The following is an 18,894-nucleotide window of genomic DNA, read 5'->3' on the forward strand; positions in this document are numbered from 1 at the left end:
ATAGGCAAGCAGGGCCGGGGCGCGCTATCGTTGCGACCCCGGCCTTTTTTTATTCATGTGCCGCCACAGGAGCGCGTCTTACCCCATGTCGTTACAGCCCAGCCAGAATGCCCTTGATTGGATCAGCCGGCTGATCGCCTATCCTACCGTGTCTTCTGTCTCCAACCTTGATCTGATCGAGGATGTGGCCGGGCATTTCCGTGGCCTGGGCATGGACGTGGCGCTGACCCGGAACGATGAAGGTACGAAGGCGAACCTGTTCGCCACCCTGCCAGGTCGGTCTGGCGCGTATCTGAACGGGCTGGTGCTGTCGGGGCATTCCGACGTGGTGCCGGTGGTGGGGCAGGACTGGTCGTCCGATCCGTTCCAGGCCACTTTGCGCGATGGCAGGCTGTACGGGCGCGGCGCATGCGACATGAAGGGGTTTTTGGGTGTGGCCACAGCCCTGGCCGAGGACTTTGCCCGCAGGCAGCCCGAACACCCGGTGCATTACGCGTTCTCGTTCGATGAGGAACCGGGTTGCCTTGGGGCTCCGCTCATGATCCGGGACCTTGTGGCGCGCGGGTATCATCCACGCGCATGTGTCGTGGGCGAACCCACGGACATGGCCCCGGTCACGGCGCACAAGGCGTCCCGCGTGTTCGAATGCAGCGTGGTGGGCAAATCCAGCCATTCCTCCCGTCCGCAGGATGGGGTGAACGCCATCAACTACGCCGCGCGGATTATCGAATTCCTGCGCCTTCTGGCTGAGTCCTTCCGTGCGGAGGAAGGGCAGGACATGGCGTTCGACCCGCCGTACAGCACGGTTTCCGTCGGCACGATCGAGGGCGGGATATCGTCGAACACCGTGGCCCCGTCGTGCTTTTTCACGTTTGAGTTCCGCTCTCTGCCCAACCACAGTGCCGACGCCATAGAAGGCGCGATCCGCGCGCATATCGATAACGAGATTCTGCCCCTCATGCGCGCGCAGGACCCGCAGGCCGGGGTTACGCTGCGCCGGCGCGCCAACGTGCCAGCCCTTGCCAGCCGCACCTGTGAAGCGCTGGATGTGGTCAAGGCCCGTCTGGATACCCAGACCTGCGAATGCGTGTCCTACGGTACGGAAGCGGGCATGTTCCAGGGTGTGGGAATTGATACGCTGGTCTGCGGTCCCGGCTCGATCGTGCAGGCCCACAAGCCGGACGAATACGTGACGCTGGACCAGCTTGCCCGGTGCGAGCGTTTCCTGCGCGCCATCGTGACCTGAAACACCGCGAAACGTCGCGTTGCCGGGTGGCAGGGGCGCCTGCCACCTGGGGCGGTTGCCCCGGTAGTCCCGGCCCCGGCGGCAGTCCGGCTCCTGCGATCGCTGCTGCCTTGACGGCCGCTGCCCGGGTGGCGGCTGAAGGCTGCCGGTAAAAGCAGCCCGAAGCCGCCAGCGCGGGTTTTGTGCTTAGAACGGGTCGTCCAGCCCTACGATATCGATCAGCTTGGCGTTGACGAATTCCTTCAGCCCCAGGCCCAGCAGTTCCCGCCCGAAGCCCGAACGCTTGACCCCGCCAAAGGGCAGGTCGGCTTTGACCATGGTGGGGTGGTTGATATACACCATGCCCGTATCGATCTGGCGGGCCAGTTCGGCGCCCCGTTCCTCATCTCCGGTAAAGATCGAGCCACCCAGGCCGTAAGGCGAGTCGTTGGCGATGGCAATGGCGTGTTCGGCGTCGCGCGCGCGGAACAGCATGGTGACGGGGCCGAAGAATTCCCACAGGCGGGCGGGGTTGTCTTCTTCTACGTCACTCAGTAGCACCGGGCGGAAGAAACAGCCCTTGTTGGGCATTTCCAGCGGAATTTCCTCGGCCTTCGCACCATGCGCCACGGCGTCGGCCACCTGCTGTTTCAGCCCTTCCACCGCCGCGCGGGACGACAGGGGGGCCAGCGTGGTGTTGGGGTCCATGGGGTCGCCCATGCGCAGGGCCGCAACGCCCTTGCGGTAGCGTTCGACAAAACTGTCGTAAATGCCGTCTTCCACGATCATGCGCTTGGCGCTGACACAGACCTGACCGCTGTTCCAGTGGCGGCCGAACACGGCCCATTTCACGGTTTTTTCCAGATCGGCGTCGGCCAGCACCACCATGGCGTCGGACCCGCCCAGTTCCATGGTGCATTTTTTCAGCGCAAGCCCCGCTTCCGATGCGACCTTGGCCCCTGCTCCTTCCGATCCGGTCAGGGCTACGCCGCGTACGCGCGGGTCGGCAATAATGGTGTTGAGCTGTTCATGCGTGGGATACAGGTTCTGGAACCCGCCTTCGGGCAGGCCTGCGTCGCGCATCAGCTTGTCCATGAGTGCTGCGGATTGCGGCACGTTGGACGCATGCTTGAGAATGACCGTATTCCCCGCCGAAAGCTGCGGCGCGATAATACGGGCTACCTGATAATAGGGGAAGTTCCATGGCTCGATCGCCAGAATAATGCCCTGGGGCTCGAACACGATTTTCGCACGCCCTTCCTTGAGCGAGGCCACGGGCAGGATTTCAGCGGCCAGCAGGCGTTCGGCGTTCAGGGCGTAATATTCGAAAATGGCGGCGGACAGTTCGGTCTCGGCCTGCGCTTCGGCAAAAAGCTTGCCCATTTCCACGGTCAGCAGCCTGGCATAGTCGTCCAGATTGGCGCGCAGGATGTCGGCGGCGTTCTGCAGAATGCGCGCCCGCTGGGCAATGGGCGTGTTCTTCCATGTCAGGAAGGCGGCGTGGCCTTTTGCAAGGGCGGCTTCGATTTCGGCCGGTGTGGTGTTGGGGAAAACCTTGAGCTGTTCCTCGGTAAACGGATTGATGGTCGCGTATGCCATGTTTCTCGCTCCTTCTGGTTTGTAGCCCGGTCTGTCAGGCTTTCATGGTCCGCATCTGTGGCGCGGAGCATGGTCGTTTTCGCGCGGCTGGCCGGTGGCAGTCGGTAGACGGATTGGCCGGCATGCGGGGCAAAAATGCACCGGGGCCTTGAATGGTGCGGTCCCTGACGGGCTGGCGTGACTGGTATTGGTCCACCGCCAGACAGAGGCCATGGTGGCTGAACCCTGTCGGTTGACTCCTGCTGGCTGAACCTTGCCGCGAATGCGCTTGCAGCAGGCAGGAGCGTGGGGGTGTCGGGCGCACCATGGCCCGGTATCGTGTGGCCCGGATTGTAGCCGGGGCGTCATGACGGGGACCGATGGTCCCCACCCCTGCCCGTATTGTATAAATCCACCACCCCGGACCTGGAAACCCCTGAAAGGCCCTGTCCGCCGAGTTGTGATGTCTGGTGAACCCGCACGCTTCCATCCGGCCAAAGCGCCTGAACGGGCGTGCGGGTTCCCTGTGCTCGCGTGTTTGTGACCCGGCGGGGGTAGCCCCGCCCGGCGGGTCAGGTGCTGCCCAGCGCCTTGACGGCCTCGACCATTTTGGACAGCACGGCCTGGGCGTCGCCAAAGACCATGGTGCAGTTTTTCTGGAAAAACAGCGGGTTTTCCACCCCGGAATAACCGGTGCCCGACCCGCGTTTGATGACAAAGACCTGATGCGCCTTGTAGGCGTTGAGAATGGGCATGCCGTAAATGGGCGATGCCTTGTCGGTCAACGCTTCGGGGTTCACCACGTCATTGGCGCCGATGATCAGGGCGGCATCGGTGGTGGCGAAGCTGTCGTTGATGTCTTCCATGTCGTAGATCATGTCGTACGGCACGCCTGCTTCGGCCAGCAGCACGTTCATGTGTCCGGGCATGCGCCCGGCAACCGGGTGGATGGCGAATTTCACGTCCACCCCGGCGGCCACCAGAATCTTGACGAACTCGTACAGCTTCTGCTGCGCCTGGGCTACGGCCAGGCCATAACCCGGCACAATGATCACGCTGGCGCCATACCGCATGGTGGTTGCAGCATCGGCCGGGTCGGCGGCGGTCATTTCCCCTTCGGGGCCTTTGCCGCCCGCGGCTGTTTCGCCAAAATTGCTGAACAGCACATTGGTCAGGGACCGGTTCATGGCTTTGGCCATAAGGGCGGTCAGCAGCGTACCGGACGACCCGACCACCATGCCCGCGATCATGAGCGCGGGGTCGTTCATGATATAGCCTTCAAGCCCCACGGCCAGCCCGGTAAAGGCGTTGTAGAGCGAGATCAGCACCGGCATGTCCGCCCCGCCGATGGGCAGGGTCATGCAGACGCCAAACAGCAGCGCCGCACCGAAGAACAGGTCACGCGGGAGTTCGGCCGATGGCGTGCCGTACTGCACCACGGCCAGCACGGCCAGAACCACCGTGACCGCGAACAGCACAGCGTTGAAGGCGCGCTGCCCCGCAAAGCGGAACGGTTTTCTGATCCGCCCGTCCAGCTTGGCCCAGGCAATGAGCGAGCCACTGAGCGAGACACAGCCGATCAGCGCGCCGATTACGGCTACACTCAGCGGCAGCAGCGCGATTTCGTGGTTGCCCAGCAGTTCCACGGCGGCCAGGGCGGCGGCCGAACCGCCCCCCATGCCGTTAAAAATGGCCACCATCTGGGGCATGCTGGTCATCTGCACGGTGCGGCCGCGCCAGCCCGCCCACAGGCTGCCCAGCAGCAGGGCGGCCACCCCAAGCCCCACATTGACCAGCAGGTGCGGCCGGGCTTCGGGGGTAATGTTGAACAGGTTCAGGAAGGTCGCCGCCACAACGAACAGCATGCCGTATCCGGCGGCAACGATCCCCGCCACCGCCGTCACGGGCGAAGCCATGGCCTTGAGACCGTAAATGAACAGGCCCGAGGCGACCAGCCCGCTCAGCCCAACGCAATATTCGACAAACATCTTACGGCTGACCCTGTTTTGTAGGTTCGGGTTTCTGTGGCTCGGTTTTCTGGCTGGGGCGGAACATGGCCAGCATGCGGTCTGTCACCACATAGCCGCCCATGACGTTGCCAGCCCCCAGGAACACCCCCACAAAGCCAATGATCTGTTCGGGCAGCGTGGTGGCGTTGAACAGCGCATTGAGCGCGCCCACCACGACAATGCCGTGAATGAAGTTCGACCCCGACATAAGCGGCGTATGCAGGATGGAGGGCACGCGGCTGATCACGACATAGCCCGTGAACGCGGCCAGCATGAAAATATACAGGGCAATGACAAAGGTCATGGATGTAGCACTCGCCATCATGCGCTCTCCGCCGGGCTGTTTTCGACCAGTTGCCTTACGGCGTCGTTGGTAATGGCGCCGTCATGGGTCAGCGTGGTGCCGCTTATGACGGCATCGGAAAAATCGGGGGCAAGGGCGCCCTCATGCACGACCTGTTCGAGCAGGGCGTAAATGTTCTTGGCGTAAAGCTCACTCGCCTGGGCCGCCAGGCAGGAGGGCAGGTTGGTGGGGCCAACCAGTGTCACGGGGCCTACTTTCATCACCTCGCCCACACGGGTGCCTTCGCAGTTGCCGCCGCTGGGAGCACCCATGTCCACCACGACCGAGCCTTCCTTCATGGCGGCAAGCTGGGCCGCGTCGATCAGGCGCGGGGCGCGGCGGCCAGGTATGGCGGCGGTGGTGATGATCATGTCCGCCTGGGCGATATGCTGGCTCAGCACCGTGCGCACCCTGGCTTTTTCGTCATCCGTCAGTTCGCGGGCGTAGCCGCCCGTACCCGTGGCGTCCACGCCGGTATCGACGAACTTGGCCCCGACCGAGGCCGCCTGTTCACGCGTTTCGGGGCGGACGTCGTACCCTTCGCAGATCGCGCCAAGGCGGTGCGCCGTCGCCAGCGCCTGCAACCCCGCGACCCCCAGCCCCATGACCAGCACCCGCGCGGCCCGGAGCGAGCCGACGGCGGTGGTCATCATGGGCAGGATTTTCTGCATGTGCACGCTGCCCAGCAGGGGGGCGTAATAGCCCGCAAGGGCCGCCTGGCTGGACAGGGCGTCCATGGCCTGGGCACGGCTGATGCGCGGGATCATTTCCATGGCGAAGGTGGTAATCCGCCCGTCGCGCAGCGCCTTGATCAGTTCTGGCTGGCTCTGGGCGTAAATGAAGGACACCAGCAGGCTGCCCGGCTTCATGGCCCTGACGGTCTCGATGTCGGGGGGCTGCACGGCCAGGACGATATCGGCCCCGGCGACAAGGCTCGGGCGGTCCGTAACCTGGCTTACCCCGGCCTGGGTATAGCTGTCGTCGGTGTAGGTGGCGGCTGCCCCCGCACCCTGCTGGGCGATCAGGCTGGCTCCCAGCCTGGCGAGGCGCTGGGCTACGGCGGGGATCATGGAAACCCGTTTTTCGTCGGGCTGGGTTTCCTTGAGGATGGCGATTGTAAGACTCACAGTATTCTGGTCCGCATCTGACGGTGAAGACAACACAGGAAACAAGACTGGTGCACAGGAAGGCGCGAGTCAGAACGTCGCCTTACGGCGTGCGTTTCATGGTCACGCCGCTGTGCTGTTTTTTCGCCGTGTTGAATGTGTCGAAACCATGTTTGTTACAACAAGAGGCGGAACCTGCTCAATATTTTTTTTGTTTTCGTATAGATGTTAGTCGGTTTCCATATGAATGAAGGCAGCGGGCAAGTCGGTCGCGCCTGCGGGGTGGGGTGTCTTGCGCCTGCGGTTTGCGCCCACGCGGCGGACAGGCGTTGCCCGAGTCCCGCAAGCGCGGGGGGCGAGTCGGGGCAGGGTGCCAGCGCGGCCGGGGCATGGTTGGCGCATGGGGCGGGCAATTCCCTTTGCGGGGCGAATCGTCTAGGGTCTGCGGCCAATCGTCCGGCCCCGTCTGTGGGGCGGTATCATCACGAGATCGGAAAAGGTGGATCATGGGTTATCGGGTTGCTGTCGTAGGGGCCACGGGTGCAGTGGGGAGGGAAATCCTCAAGACCCTGGCCGAGCGGGAATTTCCCGTGGACGATATCGTGGCGCTGGCATCCCCCCGTTCCGCGGGGCGCGAGGTGTCGTTCGGCGACCGGGTTCTCAAGGTGCAGAACCTGGAAACCTTCGATTTCAAGGGGTGGGATATCGGCCTGTTTTCCCCCGGCGGGTCCGTGTCTGCCAAATACGCGCCCATCGCCGCCAAGGCGGGCTGTATCGTCATCGACAACACCTCCCACTTCCGTATGGAGCCCGATGTGCCGCTGGTGGTGCCGGAGGTGAACCCGCTCGCCCTCAAGGGTGCGAAGCGCGGCATTATTGCCAACCCGAACTGTTCCACCATCCAGATGGTGGTCGCCCTCAAGCCCCTGCACGACCTGTTCACCCTCAAGCGCGTGGTGGTGGCCACCTACCAGGCGGTGTCCGGCGCGGGCAATGACGGCATGGACGAACTGTTTTCGCAGACACGGGGCAGCTTCGTGAACGATCCGCCCAAGATCGAACAGTTCCAGAAGCAGATCGCCTTCAACTGCATTCCCCAGATCGACCGTTTCATGGATGACGGCGCGACCAAGGAAGAATGGAAGATGCGAGTCGAGACCAGGAAGATCCTCGACCCCGAGGTGGAGGTGCAGGCCACCTGCGTGCGCGTGCCGGTGTTTGTCGGCCATTCCGAGGCGATTGTCGCGGAATTTGCCGAACCCGTGGACCTTGAACGCGCCCGCACCGCCCTGCGCGAGGCCGAAGGGGTGATCCTGCTCGACCAGCGCGAGGATGGCGGATACGTCACCCCGATCGAATGCGTGGGTGAGGATGCAAGCTATGTCTCACGCCTTCGTGTCGACCCCAGCGTGCCGCACGGCCTCGCGTTCTGGTGCGTGTCCGATAACCTGCGGAAAGGGGCCGCTTTGAACGCCGTGCAGATCGCCGAGACCATGATCGCGCTGGACCTGCTTCCCGCACACGCCTGAGTGAGAATCCTCCCCCTCTCGGTGTCGTGTTGACCCGCTGAATTGACCGCCGGAAGGGGCGGGGCGTAGGACAAAACGATGCAAACCCGCCGGGCGTGGTTCCGGCGGGGTGAAAGAAGACGGGGTACGAGGCTCAAATGCAGGATATCCGCAAGGCCCTCTATGTAGGGAGCCGAAGTGACGGCACGTTGATCGAGCGGCCCATGTCGCCGCATCTGCAGGTCTACCGTTACCGACTTTCCATGGTTCTTTCCATTTCGAACCGTATTACGGGTGTGATCGCCACAGCCGGGGCCGCGCTTGGCGTGTTCTGGCTGGGGGCCGCCGCCAAGGGGCCCAAGGCCTTCGCCACGGCGCGCAAGGTAACGGGCAACCCGCTGGGCCAGCTTGTGCTGGTCGGCTGGCTGGCATCGGTCATCTACCACACCGTGGGCGGCATTCGCCATCTCATCTGGGATTGCGGGCACCGCTACGACAAGGAAGAACTGAACAAGGACGGCCCGGTGGCCGTGGGCGTGGCGGTGGGCGCAAGCACGGTGCTGGCGTCCGCGCTGCTGTGTGTCGCCGCATGCCGGCGGTCCCGTCGGGCCAAAGCAGGGAAGGCAGTCTGAGATGAATGCGTCTGTTCCTCATATCGAGACAATGCGTTCCCAGCTTGGGCGCGCGCGTGGACTGGGTGCCGGTCATTCCGGCGTGGGCCACTGGTGGGCCGAACGCACGTCGGCGGCGTCGCTCCTGCCGCTGTCCACCTGGTTCGTCGTGCAGATGTTCCGCCTTGGCGGCGCCGACCATGCCGAGGTGGTGAAATGGGGCGGCAAGCCCGTGAACGCCACCATGCTGGCGGCCCTGATCATTACCACTTTCTACCACGCCCAGGTCGGGTTGCAGGTGATCGTGGACGATTACGTGCATGGCAAGGCCCATGTGCCTGCCCGCCTGCTGGTCAAGATCGGCACGTCGCTCCTGGGGCTTCTGGGGGTGTTCGCAGTGATCAAGCTGGTGGCAAGCAGCAGCTCGGCGAAATAACCGGGCTTTCACCACAGAACCGAGAATGATGTGCCGCTGTCGGGCAGGCCGGATACGCGGCGGCATGAACCTGAACGACTGACAGGCCGAACGCACATGGGAGCGCCGTCACGATGAATGCCAATTCCTCTCCTTCAAGGGGAGCATACAGGATTGTTGACCACGCATATGACGTGGTGGTTGTAGGTGCGGGCGGGTCAGGCCTGCGCGCCACACTGGGTATGGGGGCCGCGGGTCTGAGCACCGCGTGCGTGACCAAGGTTTTCCCGACCCGGAGCCATACCGTTGCGGCACAGGGGGGTATTGGTGCCTCCCTCGGCAACATGGCCGAGGATAACTGGCGCTGGCACATGTACGACACCGTCAAGGGGTCTGACTGGCTGGGTGACCAGGACGCCATCGAATTCATGGTCCGCGAGGCGGTGCCCGCGGTGCAGGAACTTGAACATTTCGGTGTGCCCTTCTCCCGCACGGAAGAAGGCAAGATCTACCAGCGCCCCTTCGGCGGCCATATGAGCGATTTCGGCAAGGCCCCGGTGCCGCGCGCCTGCGCCGCTGCCGACCGTACCGGCCACGCCATCCTGCATACGCTGTACCAGCAGTGCCTGAAGCATAATGTCGAGTTCTTTGTCGAATACTTCGCCATCGATCTCATCATGGATGACGAAGGTGCGTGTCGCGGTGTCATGGCCTGGTGCCAGGACGACGGCACCATTCACCGCTTCAACGCCAAGATGGTCGTGCTGGCCACGGGCGGTTACGGCCGCGCCTACCAGTCCTGCACATCCGCGCATACCTGCACGGGCGACGGCAACGGCATGGTCATGCGTGCGGGCCTGCCCACGCAGGATATGGAATTCGTGCAGTTCCACCCCACCGGCATCTACCCGGCGGGCTGCCTGCTGACCGAAGGTTGCCGTGGTGAAGGCGGGTACCTGACCAATTCCGAGGGCGAGCGCTTCATGGAGCGTTATGCCCCCACGGCCAAGGACCTCGCCTCGCGCGACGTGGTGTCGCGCGCCATGACCATCGAGATCAAGGAAGGGCGGGGCTGCGGTCCCAAGAAAGACCACATCATGATGCATCTTGAGCATCTGGGGTCCGACCTTCTGCACGAGCGTCTGCCGGGCATTCTTGAAACGTCGCGTATTTTCGCGGGTGTGGATGTCACGAAGGAACCCGTGCCGGTGCTGCCGACCGTGCATTACAACATGGGCGGTATTCCCACCAACATTCACGGCGAAGTGGTCCGCCCCACGGCGGATAACCCCGATGCTGTCGTGCCCGGCCTGATGGCCGTGGGTGAAGCGGCCTGCGTGTCCGTGCATGGTGCCAACCGGCTGGGCACCAACTCCCTGCTCGATCTGATCGTGTTTGGCCGCGCGGCCGCGCGCCGTGCGTCTGAAGTCGTCAAGAAGGCGGATTTTGTCCGTCCGCTGCCGGCCGGCGCGGGTGAATTCGCGCTCGATCGTCTGGACAAGCTGCGTTACGCCAAGGGCGACACCAAGGTTTCGGCCATGCGTGAACGCCTCCAGCGCGACATGCAGACCCATGCGGCCGTGTTCCGCACGGAAGAAAGCCTGCAGGAAGGTGTGAACAAGATTCACGAGATCTGGGGCGGGGTGGATGACATTTCCGTTTCCGACACATCCCTGATCTGGAACAGCGATCTGATGGAAGCGCTGGAGTTTGAAAACCTCCTGGCCAACGCCACGGTCACGCTGGAAAGCGGTCTGGCCCGGCACGAAAGCCGTGGCGCGCATGCGCGCGACGACTTCCCCGATCGCGACGACAAGGAATGGCTCAAGCATTCCGTATCCTGGCTGGACGAAAAAGGCGGCGTGAAGCTGACCTACCGTCCGGTGCATCTGAAGACCCTGACCGATGAAGTCGAGGTCTTCCCGCCCAAAAAGCGCGTTTACTGATCAGCCGGGCAAAGGGAGGCGAACATGGTCGAACTCAGACTGCCACGTAACAGCACTATCGGGACAGGCAAGATCTTTCCCGCGCCGGCCGGTGCAAAAAACGTCAAGACATTCCGGATCTACCGCTGGTCCCCGGATGACGGAAAGAACCCGGTCATTGATGTCTATGAACTGGATCTCGATGCATTCGGGCCCATGGTTCTTGACGCCATTATCTACATCAAGAACGAGGTGGACCCCACCCTGACCTTCCGGCGGTCCTGCCGCGAGGGGATCTGCGGGTCCTGCGCCATGAACATTGATGGCGAGAACACGCTTGCGTGCCTCAAGCCGATCAAGAGCATCGAAGGGGATGTGCGCATCTATCCGCTGCCGCACATGCCTATCGTCAAGGACCTGGTGTCCAACCTCGATGGCGCCTATGCGCAGCTCCGCTCCATCCAGCCCTGGATGCAGTCCGACAGCGCACCGCCGCCCGATGGCGAACGCCGCCAGAGCGTTGAGGAACGCGCCAAGCTGGACGGCATGTGGGAGTGCATTCTGTGCTTCTGCTGCACCACGTCATGCCCGTCCTACTGGTGGAACGGGGACCGCTACCTTGGTCCGGCCGTGCTGCTGGCCGCCTATCGGTGGATTGCCGACAGCCGTGACGAGCATACGGGCGAACGCCTGGACGAGCTGGAAGATACGTTCAAGCTCTATGCGTGCCGCACCATCATGAACTGCACGCAGACCTGCCCCAAGGGTCTGAATCCGGCCAAGGCGATCGGCCGGATCAAGGAACTCCAGATCGAGCGCAAGCTCTAGGTTCCGCGACGGCCTTTTCGGCATCGCATTCAAAGCCCGGCATGGCGCAGGTCATGCCGGGCTTTTTTATGTTTCTGCCGGAGGCTGGCCGGTCCGGTGTGTACCCTTCGGGCAGGGTGGGCCATGCCGGCTCCCGCCGAGGTCCAGCCCGCCCCGAACCCGGAACGGGTGCTGGAAAAAACCCCGGACAGGAGACTGCCACGGGTGTTTTGCGTGGCGGCCGCAGTGGCTGGTGCCGTCCGCCGTCGGGTCGCCCGCTGGCCGCGCGGGGCGGCAGGCCGCAGGCCGGGCATTGACGCGCCATGCGGGAAATGAAACATGTCGGGACATATGCCATGAGAGACATGAGGGCTTTGCGTGTTTAACGGCCATCTTTCTTCCTTTTCGGGCCGCACGAAGGCATGGACGGACAGTCTCTTTGTCGACCACGCGGTGTTTCGCCTGTTCTGGACCAATTTCCATGCCGTGATTCCGGGCAAGGTCTACCGCTGCAACCACCCGACACCGGCCCGCCTGCGCCAGGCAGCGCGTATGCTTGGCCTGCGCACATTGGTCAATCTGCGCGGGCACAGGCAGTGCGGGTCAGACGCCCTGTCCCGGCAGGCGGCGCGGGATGTGGGGCTGACCCACCTGGACATGGCGTTCGAGAGCAGGGGCGCGCCCCATCGCGACCGGATCCTGCGTTTTGCCAGGCTGTATCAGGGCATGACGTTTCCCATGCTCATGCACTGCAAGTCGGGGGCTGACAGGGCTGGTCTGGCCTCGGGGCTGGTGGTCCTGTTCGAAGGGGGCACCGCCCGGCAGGCGCTGAAGGAACTGTCCTGGCGGTTCGGACATTTCAGCCGTTCGCGCACGGGCATTCTCGACGCGTTTTTCCTGCGCTATCAGGCGCAGGCTGAGGGTCGACTGTCCTTTCTGGACTGGGTGACCCACGAATACGACGAAACCCAGCTTAAAAAAGATTTTGTGGCCGGCGCCCTGTCCTCGTTCCTGAACGACCGGGTTCTGCTGCGCGAATAACCCTTTCGGACAGACGGGAAAAGGCAGAGCCATGGAGCAGGAGCGAACGGCGCGTACCCACAGGCCCGTGCCGGTGCCTGCCGTCTGCCTTGCCCTTCTGTCGTGGTCTCTGGCCTATCCGCTGGTCAGGATGGTTCTGCCATATCTCGCGCCGGTACCGCTGGCCGCGCTCCGTTATGGGATTGCCGCGGCTTTTATCCTGATCTGGTTTGCCTGCACACGTCCCACCCTGCCGCGCCGGGCGGACCTGCCGCGTTTTGCATTGTGCGGCGTGATTGGCATTGCGGTGTACAATATACTGTTCAACACAGGTGAGCAGACCGTCTCTGCCGGGGCTACCAGCCTGCTGCTCAATATCTCGCCGTTTCTGTCCGCCCTGATTGCCGTTGTGGTGCTGGCGGAAAAACTTTCTCTGCTGGGGTGGGTGGGCCTGGCCATCAGTTTTTCAGGCGTGGTCATTATTGGGGGCGGCCAGCCCGGCGGGTTCAGTTTTGGGGCCGGAGCCACCTATGTTCTGGCGGCGGCATTCTGTTCGGCCACGTTCTACCTGCTGCAAAAGCCGCTTATTGCCCGCTACGGCGCCCTGACGACAACGGCATGGAACCTGCTGCTGGGTGGCGTGGCCCTGCTGCCCTGGCTGCCGCAGGCCGTGCTGCAACTGCGCGGCCATGGGGTATGGCCATGGTTCCTGATGGCCGTGCTGGGGCTGGTGCCTGCCGTAGTGGCATATGCCGCATGGGCAAAGGTTGTGGGCGAGATCGGCGTCGCGCATTCATCGGGTCTGCTTTACCTGCTTTCGCCCACGACCCTTGTGGTGTCGTTTTTGATCGCGGGCGAAGTCCCGAGCCTGCGGACCCTGCTGGGTGGTGCGGTAGTGCTGGCCGGGGTGGTGCTGATGCAGCTTTACGGACGCCCCCGCCCTGTGGCCATGCCCCTGTCCCCCGCAGAGCCTTAAGAGGCTGTTTCAAAAGTCAGTCGGGTCGGTCTGAGCGGGTCTTTTCCGGCCTGAATACGTTGGATTCTTGCCCCGATGCCCCGCATCGTGGCTTCAAATCCGCCTTTTCAGGCCAAAAAATCCCTCGCCAGCCCTCTGCCGCCGACTTTCGAAACAGCCTCTAAGCACTCCGCTTTCCGCCACACATGACGCCATGCGTGGTGTGCGTGGCCGTGCATGGTCTGCCGGTGGGGCAGTAAAACACGACTGGTTTGGTAGGGGTTTGGGCCGTGTGCCGCAGCTTGATCGACCCCGTATTCGGGTGGGGGTCAAGCCCGGGTTCAATCCGGCGTTCAAGCCGGGCAGGCCGGTTTTACAGGTCCGGCACGGCCCGCAAGGCTGGGCGTTCCAGCCTGTGACCCCCGCCGTGCGGGCTTGCCCATGGGGCACGGCACCAGCACGGCGGGTTTTACAGGTCGTCAGATCGGCAGGGTGCGTTCCAGCGTGGTGCTGATGGCGGTCAGGCCCGGCAGAACCTTGCCTTCAAGCCATTCCAGGAACGCCCCACCGGCGGTGGAGACATAAGTCATTTCGTGCAGCGTGCCTGCGTGCCGCAGGGCCGAGACCGTATCGCCACCGCCCGCCACGGTCTTGAGCGCGCCAGCCGCTGTCAGCCGTCCGGCTTCCTGCGCGACGGCGTTGGTGCCTTCGTCGAAGGGGGGGAGTTCGAACACGCCCAGCGGGCCGTTCCACACCAGTGTTTTCAGCGATGTCAGCTTGCCGTTGAGCAGCTTGACCGTATCCGGCCCCACATCCAGCGCCATCCACCCATCGGGAATGGCCGTAACCGGCACGACCCGGGTGGGAGCCCCCGCCATGAAGTCCGACGCGACCACGACATCCACCGGCAGCACAAGGTCACAGTTGCGGGCCTTGGCCTCGTCCATGATCCTGCGCGCGGTCTCGAACATGTCCTCTTCCTTGAGAGACTTGCCGACATTCAACCCCTGGGCGGCAAGGAACGTGTTGGCCATGGCGCCGCCAATGGCCAGCATGTCCACTTTTTCCAGCATGTTTTCAAGCAGTTGCAGCTTGGTGGAAATCTTGGACCCGCCAATAATGGCGCCAACCGGGCGTTCGGGGTTTTCCAGCGCCGCGTACAGGGCCTCCAGCTCGGCTTCCATCAACCGCCCCCCGAAGGAGGGCAGGTGGGTGGCAACCCCGGCGGTGGAGGCATGGGCACGGTGTGCTGCCGAAAACGCATCGTTCACATAAACATCGCCCAGCCGTGCGAGGGCCGCGGCCATGTCGGGGTCGTTTTTCTCCTCCCCCGGCTGGAAACGGGTGTTCTCAAGCAGCAGAACCTCGCCATCGGTCAGGGACCGGGTGGCGGCTTCCACTTCATCGCCTACGCAGTCATGCACGAAGCTGACCGGGCGGCCCAGTGCGGTGGCCAGTGCGGTGGCAATGGGCTGTAGCGACAGGTCGGGCACCACCTTGCCCTTGGGCCGGTCGAAATGGCTGAGCAGGATCACCCGCCCGCCCTTGTCCGCCAGTTCGCGGATGGTGGGCACAATCCGCTCGATCCGGGTCTGGTCGCTGACCTGCCCGTTCTGCACGGGCACGTTCAGGTCCACACGCACCAGCACGCGCTTGCCCCTGGGGTCAAGGCTGTCAAGTGTCGCGAAGGGAAGGGTGATTGCCATTACAGGGCTCCAAACAGGGCGGCCGTGTCGGACATGCGGTTCGAGAAACCCCATTCATTGTCGTACCACGAACAGACGCGCACCAGCTTGCCGCCATCGACCAGCGCGGTCTGCGTGGCATCGAAGGAGGATGACGCAATGGCGTGGTTGAAGTCGGAGCTGACCAGAGGTTCGTCACAATAGGCCAGGGCGTGCTGCATGGTGCCGGCATCGACCACGGCCTTGATGGCGTTGTTGACCTCTTCCACGCTTGCGGGAACTTTGCGGGGCACGAAGTCGAGGGACACGACAGAAACATTGGCCGTGGGCACGCGAATGGCCGTGCCGTCCAGCTTGCCTTTCAGGTGCGGCAGCACCAGCCCCACGGCGCGCGCGGCCCCGGTGGAGGTCGGGATCATGTTCAGCCCGGCGGCGCGCGCGCGGCGCAGGTCCTTGTGCAGCGTGTCTACCGTGCGCTGGTCGCCGGTGTAGGAATGGATGGTGACCATGTAGCCACGCTCGATGCCGAACGTGTCTTCCATGACCTTGGCTACGGGAGCCAGACAGTTGGTGGTGCACGACGCGTTGGAAATGACGGTCATGTCCTTGGTCAGGACGGACTGGTTGACGCCGAACACGATGGTCGCGTCCACATCGGTCGCGGGGGCCGAGACAATGACCTTGCGCGCACCCGCGGCCAGAAGCTGGGCCGCCTTTTCGCGCGAGGTGAACAGGCCCGTGCATTCCATGGCCACGTCAACGCCCTCGAACGGCACGCGTGAGGGGTCGCGCTCGGCGGAAACCGTGATCGGATTCCATGTGCGGCCATGCGCGGTAATGATGAGCTTGTTGCCTTCCACCCGCACATCGCCCGCCAGGCGGCCATGCACACTGTCGTATTTGAGCAGGTGGGCGTTGTCTTCAACACTGCCCAGGTCGTTGATGGCGACCGGCACCACATCCGTGCGCCCGCTTTCGATAATGCCGCGCAGAACCAGACGGCCGATACGGCCAAAGCCATTGATCGCGATTTTGACTGCCATGGGTTTTTTCTCCGTTTTGTCTTTTTTATTTGTTCCGGGGTCCGGTCTTTGACCGGGGCAGGGTCGGCGTCGGGGTTTGGGGCTCCTCGGCGGGGGTGGATAACGCCAGGCGCTCCAGCACTTTGGCGCAGACAGCCTCGGCTGTAATGCCAAAGCGTTCATACACCGCGTTCGCGGGAGCGGATATGCCAAAATCGTCCATGCCGATGAAAATCCCGTTTTGTCCGAGCCAGCGTTCCCACCCGAAACTGTTGGCGGCTTCGATCCCGACACGCAAACCCGTATCGCCCAGAACAGCCATGCGGTAGGCGGGTGTCTGGCGTGAAAATGCCTCCCAGCAGGGGATGGAGGCCACCGCCACGCGCAACCCGCGCGCGGCCAGCAGGGTCCGGGCGTGCAGGGCAATGCCGACCTCGGGGCCTGTGGCCATAAGGGTGACATCGCGCGTGCCGTCTCCGCACAGCAGGTAGCCGCCATGGGCCGCGGTGCCGAAACGGCCTGGCCCTGCCGCGCGCATGGTGGGGCCGGGCTCGGTGGGCAGCTCCGGCTGCGCCAGGGGGGCGGATTCGCCGCGCGGTGGTGTCTGCCCGGCGGCGGAGGGTGTCTGCGGCGGTGGTCCGTGTGGCGCGGGCACCTGCGGGGTGGAAGGCTGCGGGGCTGGTGGCCGGGGTTCTTCATGCGGGCAGAGCACGAGCACGGCCGGGCCTTCCACCCAGTCCAGGGCAGCCTGCCAGCAGGCAAAGGTTTCCTCGGCAAAGGCGGGGCGGAATACCGCCAGATGCGGCATGGCGCGCAGGCTGGCCAGTTGTTCAACCGGCTGCCAGCCCGCCCCGCCGTCGCTCAGGGCCAGGCCGTCATCGGTCAGCAGGTACAGCACCTTGCGGCGCATGAGGGCGGCCATGCGCAGGGCCGAGCGCATGCGGTCTATGGTAATCATGCCCGCCACCCCGCATGGCAGAACCCCGCCATGCAGGGCCATGCCGTTGAGCATGCCCGCCATGCCGTGTTCCTGCAGGCCGCATGGCCATGGCGCGGGGGTGTTCCGGGCAGCGTTGTGGGCGGCATGCTGGGTAGCGTTCTGGGCAGTGTGCCGGTGCGCGCGCCCCGTGCCGGACCCGGAAGACGCGGCCAGAACGCCCAGTTCGGGCCGCACGGCTTCCAGCGCATGCAGCCCCGCCAGCGCCGCCTGCTGCGACGATTTGGCCGGCAGGGTATGCAGCGCCTGCCGCCACAGGCGCAGCCAGTCCTCGGTCAGCAGCGGTGGGGGAATGGCCGCGACTTCGCGCTCGAACGTGTCGCGGCCACGGTGGCGCGCCAGACGGCGCAGCCACGACCGGCGCAGCGACGCACCGCGCCGTGCGGTCGGGCTCCAGGGGCCGACCTGTTCTTCTTCCGCCACGGTGGCGGGGGGTGCGCTTCCGGGCATGGCGGGTGCGGTACGGGTGGGCATGCAGGCGATCAGCGTGGGCTTTCTGGCGCGCGTGGCGGCGTTCAGGGCGGCGCTGACCGCGTTCAGGTTATGGGCGTTCACCGAGCGCACGCTCCAGCCCGAGGCGGAAAAGCGGTCCAGCGAATCCGAAAATTCCGCCGTGTCCGTCTGGGAGCCGGGGCTGACGAGAACGGTCAGCCTGTTCAGCCCGAACCGCCCGGCAAGCTGCGCGGCCTCAAGTGCCACGCCGGTCAGCAGATCGGTATCGCGCGCCATGACCCACACCCGGTGGTTGACCAGGGACCGGCCATGCCTGCGGGCCAGAATCTGTTCGGCCAGGGCCATGCCCGCCGCCGCCGCCACCCCCTGCCCGGCGGGGCCGGGGGCGACCTCGACTGCCGGGTGGGCGCCAAATTCGGGCATGGCGTCCATGCCTGGCCCTATGGCCCCGGTCAGGCGCAGCATGGCGTGCAGCAAAGGCTGCAATGCGAGGGAGGGCACGACAAAGCGGTCACGGTCCGGCCAGTCGGGGGCTGTGGGGTCGTGGCGCAGCACGCGGCACCACAGGGCGGTGACGGGCAGGCATAATGTTGCCAGTTCGGGCAGATGGGCGTTGCCCTGCGGGTTTTGGGCAAGGTTTTCGCGGGCGGCCCTGTCCAGCCGCAGGGTCAGGGCGTCCTGCGGGTTCAGGCTGTCCTGTGGGGCGGGTGGCCGGGGCGACGGGTCTGGTGCCGTGAACGCGGGCATTCGGCTCGGTATCGATTCCTGCATGGCTTTGCGCTGACAAACCAGCGCGGTGCCGACCGTTATTAAGCAGCACCCTTTTGCGCCGGGCAAGGGTTGCAACGGGCAGGAACGCCCCGGACTGGCGCGGTGCCGGGCGGCGGCAGGGGCGTGCGGCGCAAGCGTATGCCGCGTTTATTCGGCTCCGGCATGGGCGCGGGGCTTGCGTCCGCCGTCCAGTGGCGCGAAAGAAGAAAAAACCTCTGGCCCGTGTCCGGGCCTGCTTTCATGCCCGCCAGGGTGCCGGGCGGGAACGCCGCAGACGAAAACGGAGAATCGCCAGCCTATGCTGTCTGTCTTTCCATATGTGCGAAAACGGGCGGCGCTGCGCGGTATTCTGGGTCTTTGCCTTGTCGTGGGCGTGGCAGGCTGCAAGCTGGTCGACCAGAAAACCTTCAACCCGAATGCGGGCGTGCGGCCCAGGCCGTATGTGCCGCCCCCGCCCCCGGCAC

At 64.3% G+C, this 18,894-nt stretch carries 15 protein-coding genes; 8 read left to right on the forward strand and 7 right to left on the reverse strand.

The features are described from left to right. Positions 1-85 precede the first annotated feature (85 nt). Positions 86-1,246, forward strand: coding sequence for an acetylornithine deacetylase (gene argE, locus ABF990_RS10385; protein ID WP_415491381.1), 1,161 nt, complete (start codon positions 86-88; stop codon positions 1,244-1,246). A gap of 186 nt (positions 1,247-1,432) precedes the next feature. On the opposite strand, the gene ABF990_RS10390 is transcribed toward argE, so the two are convergent. The 4 genes from ABF990_RS10390 to ABF990_RS10405 all read right to left on the reverse strand — a co-directional run bounded on the left by ABF990_RS10390 (position 1,433) and on the right by ABF990_RS10405 (position 6,282). Next, entirely contained in the window at positions 1,433-2,824 is a 1,392-nt protein-coding gene (locus tag ABF990_RS10390) for an NAD-dependent succinate-semialdehyde dehydrogenase (protein WP_415491380.1), read from the reverse strand. Between the two features lie 551 nt (positions 2,825-3,375). Further along, complete coding sequence (locus ABF990_RS10395) at positions 3,376-4,791, reverse strand: NAD(P)(+) transhydrogenase (Re/Si-specific) subunit beta (protein WP_415500417.1); 1,416 nt, start codon at positions 4,789-4,791, stop codon at positions 3,376-3,378. 1 nt (position 4,792) lies between these two features. Next, entirely contained in the window at positions 4,793-5,134 is a 342-nt protein-coding gene (locus tag ABF990_RS10400; RefSeq protein ID WP_415500421.1) for an NAD(P) transhydrogenase subunit alpha, read from the reverse strand. Further along, positions 5,134-6,282: an NAD(P) transhydrogenase subunit alpha gene (locus ABF990_RS10405; RefSeq protein WP_415500416.1), complete on the reverse strand. Its 1,149-nt coding sequence runs from the start codon at positions 6,280-6,282 to the stop codon at positions 5,134-5,136. The genes ABF990_RS10400 and ABF990_RS10405 overlap by 1 nt, the downstream gene beginning before the upstream one ends. A 485-nt stretch (positions 6,283-6,767) precedes the next feature. Here ABF990_RS10405 and ABF990_RS10410 point away from each other — a divergent pair, with 485 nt between their 5' ends. From ABF990_RS10410 to ABF990_RS10440, 7 genes are all read left to right on the forward strand, one after another. Beyond that, the gene (locus ABF990_RS10410) at positions 6,768-7,790 is read left to right on the forward strand and encodes an aspartate-semialdehyde dehydrogenase (protein WP_415500415.1); all 1,023 of its coding nucleotides are present in this window, start codon (positions 6,768-6,770) and stop codon (positions 7,788-7,790) included. Between the two features lie 137 nt (positions 7,791-7,927). Continuing rightward, positions 7,928-8,401 carry a succinate dehydrogenase, cytochrome b556 subunit gene (gene sdhC, locus ABF990_RS10415; protein ID WP_415491376.1) on the forward strand — a complete coding sequence of 158 codons (474 nt, stop codon included), beginning with the start codon at positions 7,928-7,930 and terminating at the stop codon, positions 8,399-8,401. 1 nt (position 8,402) lies between these two features. After that, the gene (gene sdhD, locus ABF990_RS10420) at positions 8,403-8,816 is read left to right on the forward strand and encodes a succinate dehydrogenase, hydrophobic membrane anchor protein (RefSeq protein ID WP_415491375.1); all 414 of its coding nucleotides are present in this window, start codon (positions 8,403-8,405) and stop codon (positions 8,814-8,816) included. A gap of 113 nt (positions 8,817-8,929) precedes the next feature. After that, the gene (gene sdhA / locus ABF990_RS10425; RefSeq protein ID WP_415491374.1) at positions 8,930-10,741 is read left to right on the forward strand and encodes a succinate dehydrogenase flavoprotein subunit; all 1,812 of its coding nucleotides are present in this window, start codon (positions 8,930-8,932) and stop codon (positions 10,739-10,741) included. 24 nt (positions 10,742-10,765) lie between these two features. Beyond that, positions 10,766-11,548, forward strand: a complete 783-nt coding sequence (locus tag ABF990_RS10430; protein ID WP_415500414.1) for a succinate dehydrogenase iron-sulfur subunit — start codon at positions 10,766-10,768, stop codon at positions 11,546-11,548. A gap of 357 nt (positions 11,549-11,905) precedes the next feature. Beyond that, positions 11,906-12,568 carry a protein tyrosine phosphatase gene (locus tag ABF990_RS10435; protein ID WP_415491372.1) on the forward strand — a complete coding sequence of 221 codons (663 nt, stop codon included), beginning with the start codon at positions 11,906-11,908 and terminating at the stop codon, positions 12,566-12,568. A gap of 31 nt (positions 12,569-12,599) precedes the next feature. Then, the gene (locus tag ABF990_RS10440; protein WP_415500413.1) at positions 12,600-13,523 is read left to right on the forward strand and encodes a DMT family transporter; all 924 of its coding nucleotides are present in this window, start codon (positions 12,600-12,602) and stop codon (positions 13,521-13,523) included. A gap of 458 nt (positions 13,524-13,981) precedes the next feature. Here the strand turns inward: ABF990_RS10440 and ABF990_RS10445 are convergent, their stop codons facing one another. The 3 genes from ABF990_RS10445 to ABF990_RS10455 are packed head-to-tail and all read right to left on the reverse strand — an operon-like array spanning position 13,982 to position 18,406. Beyond that, positions 13,982-15,208 carry a phosphoglycerate kinase gene (locus tag ABF990_RS10445; protein WP_415491370.1) on the reverse strand — a complete coding sequence of 409 codons (1,227 nt, stop codon included), beginning with the start codon at positions 15,206-15,208 and terminating at the stop codon, positions 13,982-13,984. After that, positions 15,208-16,230: a type I glyceraldehyde-3-phosphate dehydrogenase gene (gene gap, locus ABF990_RS10450; protein WP_415500412.1), complete on the reverse strand. Its 1,023-nt coding sequence runs from the start codon at positions 16,228-16,230 to the stop codon at positions 15,208-15,210. Before gap ends, ABF990_RS10445 begins: the two co-directional genes overlap by 1 nt. Before the next feature lie 25 nt (positions 16,231-16,255). Then, on the reverse strand, positions 16,256-18,406 hold the full coding sequence (locus tag ABF990_RS10455; RefSeq protein WP_415500411.1) for a transketolase-like TK C-terminal-containing protein: 2,151 nt from the start codon (positions 18,404-18,406) through the stop codon (positions 16,256-16,258). Positions 18,407-18,894: the final 488 nt, after the last annotated feature.

This window comes from Acetobacter sp. (genome assembly GCF_047723915.1).
In the GTDB taxonomy this organism is placed as follows: domain Bacteria; phylum Pseudomonadota; class Alphaproteobacteria; order Acetobacterales; family Acetobacteraceae; genus Acetobacter.